The sequence below is a fragment of the Extensimonas vulgaris genome (assembly GCF_003337425.1).
GTDB lineage: Bacteria > Pseudomonadota > Gammaproteobacteria > Burkholderiales > Burkholderiaceae_C > Extensimonas > Extensimonas vulgaris.
In genome coordinates this window covers 225,241-238,598 of record NZ_QPJU01000004.1, presented here as the reverse complement: position 1 = coordinate 238,598, position 13,358 = coordinate 225,241, and the positions used below count along the sequence as shown (strand labels likewise).

The window sequence follows — 13,358 nt, the reverse complement described above, 5'->3', positions numbered from 1 at the left end:
GCCAGGCCTGGCAGCACGCCGCGCTCACTGCGCAATGGCTTCGAGCGCGATGCCCTTGGTGCGCGGGCCGAAAAATCCTACCGCCGCCATCGCCACGGCCATGGCGGCCGCGACGAACACGAACACCCCCGTGGTGCCAAAGCGCTGCAGCACCGCCGCGATCATGAACGCCGTGAAGATCGCGGAAAACCGACTCCAGGCATAGACGAAGCCGACCGCGCGGGCGCGGATCGTGGTCGGAAACAGCTCGGCCTGGTAGCCGTGGAAGCTGTACGACATGATGTTGTTGCTGAGCGTGAGACCGATGCTGAGCGCGATCAACAGCAGCGGCATGGCGGTCTGGCTGAACAGCAGGCCCAGGAGCACCGTCAAGCCCGCCATGGCGACGATCACCGTCTTGCGCTCGAAGCGGTCGGCGATTGCCAGGCCCAGCAAAGGCCCGAGCGGCGCGGCCAGCGCGACGATGCTCGAATACAGCAGGCTCGTCGTGACCGTGATGCCCTGCTTGACCAACAGCGTGGGCACCCAGTTGGCAAAGCCGTAGTAGCCCACGGTCTGGAACATGTTGAACACCGCCATCATCAAGGTGCGACTGCGGTACGGCGCCACCCACAGGTCGCGAAAGCGGCCGCGCACCGGCGCCGCGGTCGGCAGCAACGGCGCAACCGGGACGGGCGGCGGCAAGGGGCGGCCGTATTCGGCCTCGACCCTGGCTTCGAGCGCGCGCACCACGCGATCGGCCTCGTGCAGGCGCCCGTGCTGCGCAAGCCAGCGTGGGCTCTCGGGCAGCTCACGGCGTATCCACCACACGAACAGCGCGCCGTGCGCACCGATGAGCACGACCCAGCGCCAGCCATCGAGCCCCAGCGGCGCACGCGGCACGAGCAGGTAGGACAGGAACGCGACCACCGGCACCGCGGCAAAACCGATCGCCTGGTTGCACGCGAAGGCGCGGCCGCGAATCTGCTTGGGCACGAGCTCCGAAACGTAGGTGCCTATGGTGACCATCTCGACGCCGAGCCCAAGACCCACGAGAAAGCGCCAGAAATTCAGCCCCCAGGCCGTCTCCTGGAACGCCATCACCACGTTCGCAACCGTGTACCACAGCAAGGAGTACGTGAAGATCGCACGCCGCCCGAAGCGGTCGGCAAGAAACCCGCAGGCGATGGTGCCGAGAAACAAACCCGCAAACAAGGCCGCAATGAAGCTGGCCACGCCCGTCGTGCCGAACAAGCCCGGCGTGGACAGGGTCAGGATGCCGCTCTTCACGAGACCGGGCGCCACATAGGCGCTGTAGAGCAGATCGTAAATCTCGAAAAACATGCCCAGACTCAGCAGCACGACGAGGCGCCAGACCGTGCGCGTGGCTGGCAGCCGGTCGAGGCGCGCCGAGATCGTGCCGGCATCGGGGATGGGATCAATGGCAGCAGCGGCCGCTGCCGGCACCCGTGGGGATGGAACTGTCGTGGGCATGATCTGCATGTCTCCTCATGATTTTTGTGAGCCCACCGGCCACCACTGCCGTGGCAGCCGGGGTGCATCACTGTGGTGGCTATGGCGCGGCGCCGTGAAGATTTTGCACCCGCCCAACGCAGGCGGGTTCAAAAATTCAGCGCCTGCCCGTGCTCGAGCACGCGGAAATTTTCGGGCGCTTCGCCCGCGGCCTGCAGCGCCTGGAACAGGCGCCAGGGCGGGTGCTGCGGCGGCTCGGCCGAGAGGCGAAAGCTGCCCCAATGCATGCCCACGCTCAGGCGGCTGCAGAGATCGCGGTGGATTTGCACCGCGTCGGCCGGATCGACGTGCATGGACTGCATGAAGCTGCGCGGCTCGTAGCTGCCGATGGGCAGCAGCGCCAGATCGGGCGGGCCCAGACGCGCGCCGATGTCGCGAAAGATGCGGTCGTGGTAGCCCGTGTCGCCTGCGAAATACACGCGCCGCTGCGCGCCCTGCACCACCCAGCCGCCCCAGAGGCTGCGGTTGCGGTCGAACAGCCCGCGCGCCGAAAAGTGCTGCGCCGGCGTGAACGTGAGCTGCACGCGGCCCGCCAATTCCGCGCTCTGCCACCAGTCGAGCTCGGTCACGCGCTGCACGCCGCGGCGTGCAAACCAGGCCTTGAGCCCGAGCGGCACGAACCAGTGCGCACGCGCACCCAGTGCGCGCACGGTGGCCGCTTCGAGGTGGTCGTAGTGGTTGTGTGAGAGCAGCACCGCATCCACCGGCCCGAGCTGTTCGAGCGCCAGGCCCGGCGGGCGCAGCCGGCGCATTGCAGGCCAGGGCACGGGTGCGGCGTAGTCGCCAAAAATCGGGTCGGTCAGGATGCGCAAGCCCGCGAGCTGCAGCAAAAAACTGTCGTGCCCTATCCAGGTCGCGTGCGGGCGCGCGGCATCGAGCGGTGTGCGCGGATTCGGATAGACGAAGTCTGCCGGCACGTGCGCGTCGAAGCCCGGATCGGGCGCAATGCCGGCGACGAGCCAGCGCAGTGCCTTGAGCAGGGACAGCCGGTGCGCGGGCACCGGCGCGGCCATGGGCAGGTTGCGAAAGCGGCCATCGGGCGCGTGGTGGGGCGCGCAATCGGGCCGATTTTGGGGTGACATGTGTTTTTTGAACAAAATCGGCAGCTAGCCCTTATGTATCAGGCGCAAGCAGCTATCTTTGCAAGAGCAATCGTACTCAGAATGCTTCTTCAGGCAGGTTCGCGCAGGTCATGTCGCGCTGGCGCACGACCTGCAGCCAGGCGCCGATCTTGGGCAGCTCGTAATGGTAAAAATACTGCATGGCGCCCATTCTGCCTACGCTTTGCGCTTTTGAAAGCGTAGCGTCGGCGCGCAGCGTGGCGAGCGCCACGTCGAGCCAGACCCAGGCGAGCACGGTGTGGCCGAAAGCCTGCAGGTACGGCACGGCATTGGCGAGCGCCTCGCTCGGCTGGCCCGTGGCCCAGGCTTCCTGCGTGGCTTGGCCGATTTGCGCGAGCGCGAGTGTGAGCGCCTGCGCTGGCTCGCGCAGCGCGGGCTCGGCCTGCGCGCGGGCGGCGCTGGCGCGCATGCGCTCGGCCAGCAGCGTGAGGCCGCGGCCGCCTTCCATGAGCACCTTGCGGCCCAGCAAGTCCATGGCCTGGATGCCGTGCGTGCCCTCGTGGATCATGTTCAGGCGGTTGTCGCGCCAGTATTGCTCGACGGGGAAGTCGCGCGTATAGCCGTAGCCGCCGTGGACCTGGATCGCGAGGCTGTTGGCTTCGAGGCAGTTTTCGCTGGGCCAGCTCTTGGCGATCGGCGTGAGCACCTCGAGCAGCAGGCGCGCTTCTTCGGCGGACTCGGGCGTGCCGGTGTAGCGCTCATCGACGAGGCGCGCGCACAGCAGGTTCAACGCGAGTGCGCCTTCGCCGTAGGCTTTTTGCGCGAGCAGCATGCGCCGCACGTCCGCGTGTTCGATGATGCGCACCGGCGGCTTGGCGGCGTCCTTGCCGCCCTCCCCTACGGGGCGGCCTTGCGGGCGGTTCTTCGCGTAGTCCAGGCTTGCGTAGTAGCCGGCCAGGCCCAGCATGGTCGCGGCCATGCCGATCGCGATGCGCGCCTCGTTCATCATGTGGAACATATACGAAAGCCCGCGCCCGGGCTCGCCCACACGGTAGCCGATGGCACCGGCGCGGCCCGCGACCGGGTATTTGCCCTCACCGAAGTTCAGCAAGGTGTTGCTCGTGCCGCGCCAGCCGAGCTTGTGGTTCAGGCCCGCGAGCGCCACGTCGTTGCGCTCGCCCGTGAGGCGCCCTTCGGTATCGACGAGCTTTTTCGGCACGATGAACAGCGAGATGCCCTTGGTGCCCGGCACCAGCTTGCCGTCGGGGCCGGGGATTTTGGCGAGCACGAGGTGGATGATGTTCTCGCTGAGTTCGTGCTCGCCCGCCGAGATCCACATCTTGTGCCCCGTGAGGCGGTAGCGCGGCCCGAGCGGGTCTTGCTCCCACGAAGCATCGTCCTGCGCGTCGGGCACGGCGCGCGTGGCGATGTCGCTCAGCGACGAGCCCGCCTGCGGCTCGCTCAGGCACATGGTGCCCGAAAAGCGCCCGCTGAATTCGTTGTGCGCAAACACCTTTTGCTGCAGTGGGCTGCCATGCGCCATGAGCAGGTTCGCGTTGCCCACGGTGAGCAGCGCGGGGTTGATGCTGATCGAGGCGAGCGCAAAAAAGCTGTTCGCCGCGGCCTCCACGGTGTAGGGCAGCTGCATGCCGCCGATGTCGTAGTCCTGCGCCGCGCTGAGCATGCCCGACTCCGCATAGGCACGGTAAGCCTCGTGCGTGGCTTGCGGCAGGATGACTTTTTCGCCGTCGAAGCGCGGCTCCTCGGTATCGACGAGGCGGTTGAACGGCGCGTACTTCTCGCGCGCGATGCGCTCGCAGGTGTCGAGCACGGCGTCGAAGGTCGCGCGTGTGTGCTCGGCAAAGCGCGACCGGGCGCTGAGCGACTCAGCCTGCAGCCAGTCGTAGAGCAAAAATTCGAGGGTCTGGCGGTGGTTCATGGTTTAGGCATCAAAAATGGCTTTTACGCAGCATGGACGGGCGCAAGCAGCTATCAATAAAAAAGCGCCAGAGCAAAGCCCACTGCCCTGCTCCAGCGCCCTCTGGCCTCATGGTGCGAAGTTCAGAGCACTTCGAACACGCCTGCCGCGCCCATGCCGCCGCCGATGCACATGGTGATACACACGCGCTTGGCACCGCGGCGCTTGCCTTCGATGAGCGCGTGGCCGGTCAGGCGCTGGCCGCTCATGCCGTAGGGATGGCCGAGCGCGATGGCGCCGCCGTTGACGTTGAGGCGCTCGTTCGGAATGCCGAGCTTGTCGCGGCAGTAGAGCACCTGTACGGCAAAGGCTTCGTTGAGCTCCCACAGGTCGATGTCATCGACCTTGAGGCCCAGCTGCTTGAGCACCTTGGGCACGGCGAACACGGGCCCTATGCCCATCTCGTCGGGCTCGCAACCCGCCACGGCAAAACCGAGGAAGCGCCCGAGCGGCTGCAGGCCCTTTTTGCTCGCGTATTCCTCGCTCACGACCACGCAGGCGCCCGCGCCGTCGGAAAACTGGCTCGCGTTGCCCGCCGCAACCACGCCACCGGGCAGCGCAGGCTTGATGGTGCTGATGGCCTCTTTGGTCGTGCCTTCCCGCGTGCCTTCGTCGCGGCTCACGGTGACTTCGCGCGTGATGATGCCGCGCACCTTGTCCACCACGCCCGCGGTCACGGTGATGGGGACGATTTCGGCGTCGAACTTGCCCGCAGCCTGCGCGGCGCAGGCTTTTTGCTGGCTCGCGGCGCCGTACTCGTCCATCGCGTCGCGGCTGATGCCGTAGCGCTTGGCCACCTGTTCGGCCGTTTGCAGCATGCTCCAGTAGATCTCGGGCTTTTGCTGGGCCAGCACGGGGTCCATGATCATGTGCTTGTTCATCTCCTGCTGCACGCAGGAAATACTCTCCACGCCACCCGCAACGAAGACCTGCGCCTCGCCCGCGATGATGCGCTGCGCGGCCAGCGCGATGGTCTGCAGACCCGAGGAGCAAAAGCGGTTCACGGTCATGCCCGAAACCGACACCGGCAGGCCCGCGCGCAGCGCGCACTGGCGCGCGATGTTGTTGCCCGTCGCGCCCTCGGGGTTGGCGCAGCCCATGAGCACGTCTTCGACCTCGGCCGGGTCTATGCCCGCGCGTGCAACGGCGTGCTGCACCACGTGGCCGCCCAGCGTGGCGCCGTGCGTCATGTTGAAAGAACCCTTCCAGCTCTTGGCGAGCGGAGTGCGGGCGGTGGATACGATTACAGCGGAAGTCATGGAGAATCCTTTGGTTCGAAGGGATGTTCGAAACGGTCGTTTTCAGTTGAACGTCTTGCCTTCGTCGGCCAGGCGCGCGAGCAAGGGCGCGGGCTGCCAGAAGGCGGCGTCGTCGTAGGGGTTTTTGGCAAAGCGGCGCATCGCCTGCACCACGTTGAACAGCCCCACCTCGTCGGCGTAGAGCATGGGGCCGCCACGGTGCAGCGGAAAGCCATAGCCCATCAAATACACGAGATCGATGTCGCTGGCTCGGCTCGCGATGCCGTCTTCGAGGATGTGCGCGCCTTCGTTGACGAGCGCGAACACCAGGCGCTGGACGATTTCTTCGTCGGAAATCTTGCGCGGCGTGATGCCCAGGCTCTTGCGGTGCTCTTCGAGCATTTTCTCGACCACGGGGCTGGGGATGGCGTCACGCTTGCCCGGCTGGTAGTCGTACCAGCCGGCGCCGGTTTTCTGGCCGAAGCGCCCCATCTCGCACAGCAGGTCGGCCGTCTTGCTGTATTTCATGTGGGGCTTTTCGACGTAGCGGCGCTTGCGGATCGCCCAGCCGATGTCGTTGCCCGCAAGGTCGCCCATGCGGAACGGCCCCATCGCAAAGCCGAATTTCTCGATGGCCTTGTCCACCTGCGCGGGCGTGCAGCCCTCGTCGAGCAAAAAGCCCGCCTGACGGCTGTATTGCTCGATCATGCGGTTGCCGATGAAGCCATCGCACACGCCCGCGACCACGGCAACCTTCTTGATCTTCTTGGCCAGCGCCATGACGGTGGCAAGCACGTCTTTGGCCGTCTTTTCACCGCGCACGACTTCGAGCAGCTTCATGACGTTCGCGGGGCTGAAAAAGTGCATGCCCACGACGTCCTGCGGACGCTTGGTCACTGCGGCGATCTTGTTGACGTCGAGCGTCGAGGTGTTGGTGGCCAGGATGGCGCCGGGCTTCATCACGGCGTCGAGCTGCTGGAACACGGCCTCCTTGACGCCCATGTCTTCGAACACGGCCTCGATCACGAGGTCGGCATTGGCGATGTCGGCGTAGGCGAGCGTGGTGCTCAAAAGCGCCATGCGCTGCTCGTATTTGTCCTGCGTGAGCTTGCCCTTTTTGATCTGCGCCTCGTAGTTTTTGCGGATCGTGGCGACGCCGCGATCGAGCGCCTCCTGCTTGGCTTCGAGCAGTTTCACGGGAATTCCGACATTGAGGAAGTTCATCGTGATGCCGCCGCCCATGGTGCCCGCGCCAATCACAGCCACCGTGGCGATGGTGCGCTTGGGCGTATCGGCGGGCACGTCCGGAATCTTGGACGCGGCGCGCTCGGCCAGGAACAGGTGGCGCAGCGCGCGCGATTCGGGCGTGAGCATGAGCTGTGCGAACAGTTCACCCTCGCGCCGCAAGCCGTCCTCGAACTTGCCCTGCGTGGCCGCTTCGACTGCATCCACGCACTTGAGCGGCGCGGGGAAGTTTTTGGCCATGCCGCGCACCATGTTGCGCGCAAAGCCAAAGTAGCCGTCGCCCTGCGGGTGTTTGCACGGCAGGCTGCGCACGAGCGGCAGCGGCGCGCCGGCCTGGTGCTTGGCCGCGACTTCGCGCGCGAAGGCCATGGCCTCGTCCAGCAGCGCCTCGGGCGAAGCGGCGAGCTTGTCAAAGTGTTTCTGGCCGGGCAGCGCGGCGAGCATCTCGCTCTTCACGGCCTCGCCGCTCACGATCATGTTGAGCGCCGTCTCCACACCCAGCACGCGCGGCAGGCGCTGCGTGCCGCCCGCACCCGGCAGCAGACCGAGTTTGACCTCGGGCAGCGCCACACTGCAGCCCGGCGCCACCACGCGGTAGTGGCAACCCAGCGCCAACTCGAGCCCACCCCCCATGCACACCGAGTGGATGGCCGCGATGACGGGTTTGCGCACTTGCTCCAGCGCGGCGATCACTGCGGGCAGGTTCGGCTGCTGCATGGCCTGTGGCGTGCCGAATTCCTTGATGTCGGCGCCGCCCGAAAAAGCCGCGCCCGCGCCGGTGAGCACGATGGCCTGCACCGCGGCGTCGTCTTCGGCGCGATTGAGACCCGCGACGATGGCCTTGCGGGTCGCATAGCCCAACCCGTTGACGGGTGGATTGTTCAGCGTGATCACGGCAACGTCGCCGTGGACTTGGTATTCAGCGGTCATGCTGCGCTTCCTTCGTGAGTAAAAAAGAACGGTCGTGCGTTTTTATTGTAGGGACTTCCCAAAACCCGATGCCCGAAACTTGCTGGAACCCCTGTCGCACCAGAGACAAGCCCCGGAGCCGACGCAAAGCCTTTGCCGTCACACCTCGAGCCACTCCTTGCGCACGGCGCTGTCGGCGCCCAGGCTCGCGGGCGGGCCTTCATGCACGATGCGGCCGTGGCCCATGACCAGCACGCGGTCGGAAATGTGCATTGCGATCGTGAGTTTTTGCTCGATCAGCAGCACCGACACGCCGCGTGCGCGCAGCGCTTGCAGGTATTGCCCGACCTGCTCGACGATCTTGGGCGCCAGCCCCTCGGTGGGCTCGTCGATGAGGATGAGGTCGGGGTCGCCCATGAGCGTGCGGCACAGCGTGAGCATCTGCTGCTCGCCGCCCGACATCACCCCCGCTTCGGTGTGCTCGCGCTCCTTGAGGCGCGGGAACATGCGGTACATGTCGTCGAACGTCCAGCGGCTGCCGCGCCCCTTGCCCTTTTGCCCGAGCAGCAGGTTCTGGTGCACCGTCAGGCGCGGGAAGATGTCGCGGCTCTCGGGCACGTAGCCCAGGCCCAGGTGGGCGATTTCGTAGGTTTTGCGGCCCGCAAGGGGTTTGTCTTTCCAGCGGATGTCGCCCTGCCACTGCACCAGGCCCATGATGGCCTTGGCGGTGGTCGAGCGGCCCGAGCCATTGCGCCCGAGCAGCGCGACGATTTCGCCCGGCTGCACGTCGAAAGACACGCCATGCAGCACGTGGCTTTTGCCGTAAAAGGCGTGGAGATCGCGGATTTGCAGCATGTCAGTGTCCTCCTTGCACGCTGGCCGGCGCCTGCGCATCGGCCACGGCCGAGCCGAGGTAAGCCTCCTGCACACGCGCGTTGGCACGCACCTTTTCGGGCGCGTCGAAGGCAATGACCTCGCCATAGACGACCACGGCGATTTTGTCGGCCAGGCCAAACACCACGCCCATGTCATGCTCCACGGTCAATAGCGTGCGCCCTTCGGTGACGCTGCGAATGAGCTCGATGAAGTGCGCCGTCTCGCTGTGGCTCATGCCGGCCGTGGGCTCGTCGAGCAGGATCACGCTCGCGCCGCCCGCGATGGTGATGCCGATCTCGAGCGCGCGCTGCTCGGCGTAGGTCAGGTGCATGGCCAGGGTCTCGCGCTTGTGCGCGAGGTGGATCATCTCCATGAGCTGCGCGGCGCGCTCGTTCGCGTCGTGCAGCTTGCGCAGCAGACGCCAGAAGCTATAGCGATAACCCAGGCTCCAGAGCACGCCGCAGCGCAGGTTTTCGAACACGCTGAGGTTGGGAAAGATGTTCGTGATCTGAAAGCTGCGCGACAGCCCCAGGCGGTTGATTTCGAACGGTTTTTTGCCGTCTATGCGGGCGCCATGGAGCAGCACTTCGCCGCTCGTGGGCGCGAAACGCCCGCTGATGAGGTTGAACAAGGTCGATTTGCCAGCACCGTTGGGGCCGATGATGGCCACGCGCTCGCCCGCAGCCACGGCCAGATTCGCGCCGCGAATGATCTCGGTCTTGCCAAAGCGCTTGCGCAGATCACGCAGCTCGAGCGCGTAGGCTTGCGTCGCTGGGGAAACGGCAGGGGTGGAGGTCGTCATGGCGCAGCGCCCTCCATGGCAGCATCCCACTGGCGCGCAAACTGGCGCCGGCACAACTCGAACAGGCCGCCACCGGTGAGCAGCACGAAAGCCGCACCGACCCAGCTGTCGATCGCCTTGGCATCGAGCGTGGCGCCCAAAAAGGACATTTGCGGCCCCAAGGCCTCATTGAGCTGCAGGTGGTAAGTCATTTCGACCATGGCTGCGGCGCCGAGTACGGCCACGAGCGCGGTGCCGGCCAGCGCGAGATAGCCCGTGCCCAGGCCGCGCAGCTTGCCCAGGGAGGCCAGGCGCAGGTTGAGCATGACCAGGCTCGCAATGCCGCCGGGCGCGAACATCACCATGAAGAGGAACGCCAGCCCGAGGTAGAGCAGCCACGCCTTGGTCAGTTCGGACAGCAACACCGAAGCGAGCACCAGCAGCACCGCACCGATGATGGGGCCGAAAAAGAAGGTCGCGCCGCCCAGGAAGGTGAACAACAGATAACTCCCCGAGCGCACCACGCTCAGACTATCGGCCGCGGTGACGATCTCGAACTGGATCGCGGTGAGCGCTCCGCCTATGCCCGCGAAAAAGCCCGCGATGATGAAGGCCAGGTGGCGCACACGCTGCGTGTTGTAGCCCACGAACTCCACGCGCTCGGGGTTGTCGCGCACGGCATTGAGCATGCGCCCCAGCGGCGTGCCCGTGAAGGCAAACATCGCCACCGTGCACACGAAACAATAGACCGCGATCAGGTAATACACCTGAATGCTGGCGCCGAAGTCGAAGCCAAAAAATGGCCGGCCGTAGACGCGGTTGGTGCTCACGCCGCCCTCGCCCCCGAAAAAGCCCGGGAACATCAGCGCCATCGAGGCCATGAGCTCGCCGATTCCAAGCGTGATCATGGCGAAGGTAGTGCCGGCCTTGCGCGTGCTCACATAGCCCAACAAGGCGGCGAAAAACATCCCGGCCACGCCACCCACGAGCGGCACCAGCACCAGCGGCAGCGTGATCGTCCCCTGGCTTGCAAGGTTCATCGCATGCACGGCGATGAAGGCGCCCAGCCCCGTATAGACGGCATGACCGAAGCTCAGCATGCCGCCTTGTCCAAGCAGAATGTTGTAGGACAGGCAAATGATGATGAGATAGCCGATCTGCGCGAGCATGGTCAGCGCGAGGCTGCTGCGAAACAGCTGCGGGGCCAGCGCGAGCATCAGTGCGAACAATCCCCAGACGAGCATGCGTCCGAGGTTCAAGGGCCGAAAGTGGTAGCCACGGTGCGTGGCGGCAGAGGAAAAAGGCATGGATGGTTTGAAAGGGAAACTTTGTCGTATGGGTCAGTCCTCGCGCGTGCCAAGCAGCCCCTTCGGGCGGAAGATCAGCATCAGCACCAGGAACAGGTACGGCAAGATGGGCGCCACCTGCGCCAGCGTCAGCTGCAGCAACGGCGCACCAAAGGTGGTATCGGACACGGCCACGCCGAAGTTCTGCAGTGCGCTCGCAAACGACGCGTCTATGGCCACAGCGAAAGTCTGCACGACGCCGATCAACAGCGAAGCCAGAAACGCTCCGGCGAGCGAGCCCATGCCGCCGACCACCACCACCACGAACACGATCGAGCCCACGGATGCCGCCATGGCCGGCTCGGTGATGTAGGCGTTGCCACCAATCACCCCCGCGAGGCCTGCGAGCGCGGCGCCGCCGCCGAACACCAGCGTGAATACGCGCGGCACGTTATGGCCCAGCGCCTCGACCATCTGCGGATGCGTGAGCGCGGCCTGGATCACGAGCCCGATGCGCGTGCGCGTGAGCAGCAGCCATACCGCAAACAGCATCAGCACGGCTACGAGCATGATGAAGGCACGTGATTTGGGAAATTGCGTGCCATACAAGGTGAACAGCGCGCCCTGCAATTGCGGGGGCAAGCCGTAAGGCACGGCCGCTCGGCCCCATACGAGCTGCACGAGTTCGAGGATCACGTACGAGAGGCCGAAAGTGACGAGCAGCTCGGCCACATGCCCGAAGCGGTGCACGCGGCGCAGGCAGTAGCGCTCAAATGCAGCCCCCAGCGCGAACACCAGCAGCGGCGCGATCACCAGCGCGGGCCAAAAGCCCAATACGCCCGAGACGCTGTAGGCGAAATACGCACCCAGCATGTAAAAGCTCGTGTGCGCGAAATTGAGCACGCCCATCATGCTGAAAATCAGCGTGAGGCCCGCACTGAGCATGAACAAAAGCAACCCATAGCTCACGCCATTGAGCAGCGAAATCACGAAAAACTCGGCATTCATCGGAGGTGGTGTGCAGCAAGAAAATCGAACATCCAAGCCGCCGCAGGGAAGGCGCAATCCCTGCGCACCCCGCTCACGGCTTGGCCTCGCCGGCCGGCGGCGTCAGAACCTGTTCATGCTCTTTTCATAGGAAAAGAGCATGCATAGGTTCTCAGGACGGCCGCTTCATCTGACACGAAGTGGGCGTGCTCGCGACGTAGGGCTCGTAATACTTCACGGGTACCAGCGTATAGCCCGTGTTTTCAGGCGAATAGGGGTACTTGGCGCTGGCCTTTTCCCAGCGGGTGATGTAGAGGCCCTGTTGCAATTGGTGGTCGGTCTTGCGCATCTCGACATCGCCATTGAAACTCTTGAAACGCATGCCTTCAAGGGTGGCCGCGACTTTCACAGGGTCGGTCGATTTGGTGCGCGCGAATGCTTCGACCAGCGAGGCGAATACCGTGTAGAGGTCGGTCGCAAAAATGTCGTCGTTGAACTTGGCCTTGAATTGGTCGGAAAGTTTGCCGATCTCGCCGCCCATGTTGTAGTGCGCATAGCTGACCTGATAGACCTTGCCTGCGGAAGCGGCACCCATGGCCGTGGGCGTGCCCGTCGTGACGGCATAGTAGGTGTAGAACTTCGCGTTCAGACCCGCGTCGTTCGCAGCTTTGATCAGCAAAGTCAAATCGGAGCCCCAGTTGCCAGTGATGACGGTGTCGGCACCGGACTGCTTGATTTTGGCGATGTAAGGCGCAAAGTCGCGTACTTGGGCGAGCGGGTGCAGGTCATCGCCCACGAATTCCACGTCGGGGCGCTTGCGCTTCATCATTTGCTTGGCGTATTTCGAGACCTGCTGGCCGTGCGAATAATTCTGGTTGATGAGGTAGATTTTCTTGATGTCGGGCTGGTCTTTCATGTAGGTGGTCAGCGCTTCCATCTTCATCGAAGTGTCGGCGTCATAGCGAAAGTGCCAGTAGCTGCACTTGCTGTTCGTGAGGTCAGGATCGACGGCTGCGTAATTCAGATAGACCACTTCTTTGCCGGGGTTGCGCGCGTTGTGCTTTTCGAGCGCCTCGATGATCGCGAGCGCCGGCCCCGAGCCATTGCCCTGCAGCACATAGCGCGCACCCTGGTCCATCGCCGAGCGCAGCGCGCTCGTGGTTTCCTGCGGGCTGAGCTTGTTGTCTATGCCTATGACCTCGAACTTGACGCCGGCCGCGTTCTTTTTGTTGAACTCTTCGGCAAAGAACTGTGTGGTCTTGAGCTGGTTCGTCCCTACCGCCGCCATGAGCCCTGAAAGCGGGTCCAGCCAGGCGATCTTGACCGTCTCACCTTTTTGGGCAAAAACACCGCTAGCGCTTGCCAGCAGGACGGTTGCAGCTATTGTCTTGAAAGCGAATTGCATAGGATCGTCTCCTGTGAATTGGACAAGCGGCAAGCCTACTGCAGTGCACAAAAAAAAGCGCTCAGGGCAATCCCTGAGCG

General features: G+C 64.6%; 10 protein-coding genes. All 10 read right to left on the bottom strand.

The features are described 5' to 3' along the window. Positions 1 to 24 precede the first annotated feature (24 nt). Positions 25 to 1,473: an MFS transporter gene (locus tag DFR45_RS08180; protein ID WP_114483250.1), complete on the bottom strand. Its 1,449-nt coding sequence runs from the start codon at positions 1,471 to 1,473 to the stop codon at positions 25 to 27. Positions 1,474 to 1,601: 128 nt separating this feature from the next. Then, the gene (locus DFR45_RS08175; RefSeq protein WP_114483201.1) at positions 1,602 to 2,594 is read right to left on the bottom strand and encodes an MBL fold metallo-hydrolase; all 993 of its coding nucleotides are present in this window, start codon (positions 2,592 to 2,594) and stop codon (positions 1,602 to 1,604) included. A 76-nt stretch (positions 2,595 to 2,670) separates the two neighbouring features. After that, a complete protein-coding gene (locus DFR45_RS08170; RefSeq protein ID WP_114483200.1) occupies positions 2,671 to 4,512 on the bottom strand; it encodes an acyl-CoA dehydrogenase in 1,842 nt (613 codons plus the stop codon). Positions 4,513 to 4,634: 122 nt separating this feature from the next. After that, on the bottom strand, positions 4,635 to 5,810 hold the full coding sequence (locus DFR45_RS08165) for an acetyl-CoA C-acyltransferase (protein ID WP_114483199.1): 1,176 nt from the start codon (positions 5,808 to 5,810) through the stop codon (positions 4,635 to 4,637). Positions 5,811 to 5,852: 42 nt separating this feature from the next. After that, positions 5,853 to 7,964 carry a 3-hydroxyacyl-CoA dehydrogenase NAD-binding domain-containing protein gene (locus DFR45_RS08160; RefSeq protein WP_114483198.1) on the bottom strand — a complete coding sequence of 704 codons (2,112 nt, stop codon included), beginning with the start codon at positions 7,962 to 7,964 and terminating at the stop codon, positions 5,853 to 5,855. Positions 7,965 to 8,102: 138 nt separating this feature from the next. Further along, positions 8,103 to 8,798 carry an ABC transporter ATP-binding protein gene (locus DFR45_RS08155; RefSeq protein WP_114483197.1) on the bottom strand — a complete coding sequence of 232 codons (696 nt, stop codon included), beginning with the start codon at positions 8,796 to 8,798 and terminating at the stop codon, positions 8,103 to 8,105. A 1-nt stretch (position 8,799) separates the two neighbouring features. Next, positions 8,800 to 9,621, bottom strand: a complete 822-nt coding sequence (locus DFR45_RS08150; RefSeq protein ID WP_114483196.1) for an ABC transporter ATP-binding protein — start codon at positions 9,619 to 9,621, stop codon at positions 8,800 to 8,802. Then, complete coding sequence (locus DFR45_RS08145; protein ID WP_114483195.1) at positions 9,618 to 10,907, bottom strand: branched-chain amino acid ABC transporter permease; 1,290 nt, start codon at positions 10,905 to 10,907, stop codon at positions 9,618 to 9,620. Before DFR45_RS08145 ends, DFR45_RS08150 begins: the two co-directional genes overlap by 4 nt. A gap of 33 nt (positions 10,908 to 10,940) precedes the next feature. After that, positions 10,941 to 11,894: a branched-chain amino acid ABC transporter permease gene (locus tag DFR45_RS08140; protein ID WP_114483194.1), complete on the bottom strand. Its 954-nt coding sequence runs from the start codon at positions 11,892 to 11,894 to the stop codon at positions 10,941 to 10,943. Positions 11,895 to 12,045: 151 nt separating this feature from the next. After that, complete coding sequence (locus tag DFR45_RS08135) at positions 12,046 to 13,278, bottom strand: branched-chain amino acid ABC transporter substrate-binding protein (RefSeq protein ID WP_114483193.1); 1,233 nt, start codon at positions 13,276 to 13,278, stop codon at positions 12,046 to 12,048. Between the last annotated feature and the right edge of the window lie 80 nt (positions 13,279 to 13,358).

Excerpts from the sequence above, each read along its gene's own strand:
- DFR45_RS08160 (WP_114483198.1), bottom strand. The coding sequence starts at position 7,964 with ATGACCGCTGAATACCAAGTCCACGGCGACGTTGCCGTGATCACGCTG.
- DFR45_RS08145 (WP_114483195.1), bottom strand. The coding sequence starts at position 10,907 with ATGCCTTTTTCCTCTGCCGCCACGCACCGTGGCTACCACTTTCGGCCC.
- DFR45_RS08150 (WP_114483196.1), bottom strand. The coding sequence starts at position 9,621 with ATGACGACCTCCACCCCTGCCGTTTCCCCAGCGACGCAAGCCTACGCG.
- DFR45_RS08165 (WP_114483199.1), bottom strand. The coding sequence starts at position 5,810 with ATGACTTCCGCTGTAATCGTATCCACCGCCCGCACTCCGCTCGCCAAG.
- DFR45_RS08175 (WP_114483201.1), bottom strand. The coding sequence starts at position 2,594 with ATGTCACCCCAAAATCGGCCCGATTGCGCGCCCCACCACGCGCCCGAT.
- DFR45_RS08180 (WP_114483250.1), bottom strand. The coding sequence starts at position 1,473 with ATGCCCACGACAGTTCCATCCCCACGGGTGCCGGCAGCGGCCGCTGCT.
- DFR45_RS08140 (WP_114483194.1), bottom strand. The coding sequence starts at position 11,894 with ATGAATGCCGAGTTTTTCGTGATTTCGCTGCTCAATGGCGTGAGCTAT.
- DFR45_RS08170 (WP_114483200.1), bottom strand. The coding sequence starts at position 4,512 with ATGAACCACCGCCAGACCCTCGAATTTTTGCTCTACGACTGGCTGCAG.
- DFR45_RS08155 (WP_114483197.1), bottom strand. The coding sequence starts at position 8,798 with ATGCTGCAAATCCGCGATCTCCACGCCTTTTACGGCAAAAGCCACGTG.
- DFR45_RS08135 (WP_114483193.1), bottom strand. The coding sequence starts at position 13,278 with ATGCAATTCGCTTTCAAGACAATAGCTGCAACCGTCCTGCTGGCAAGC.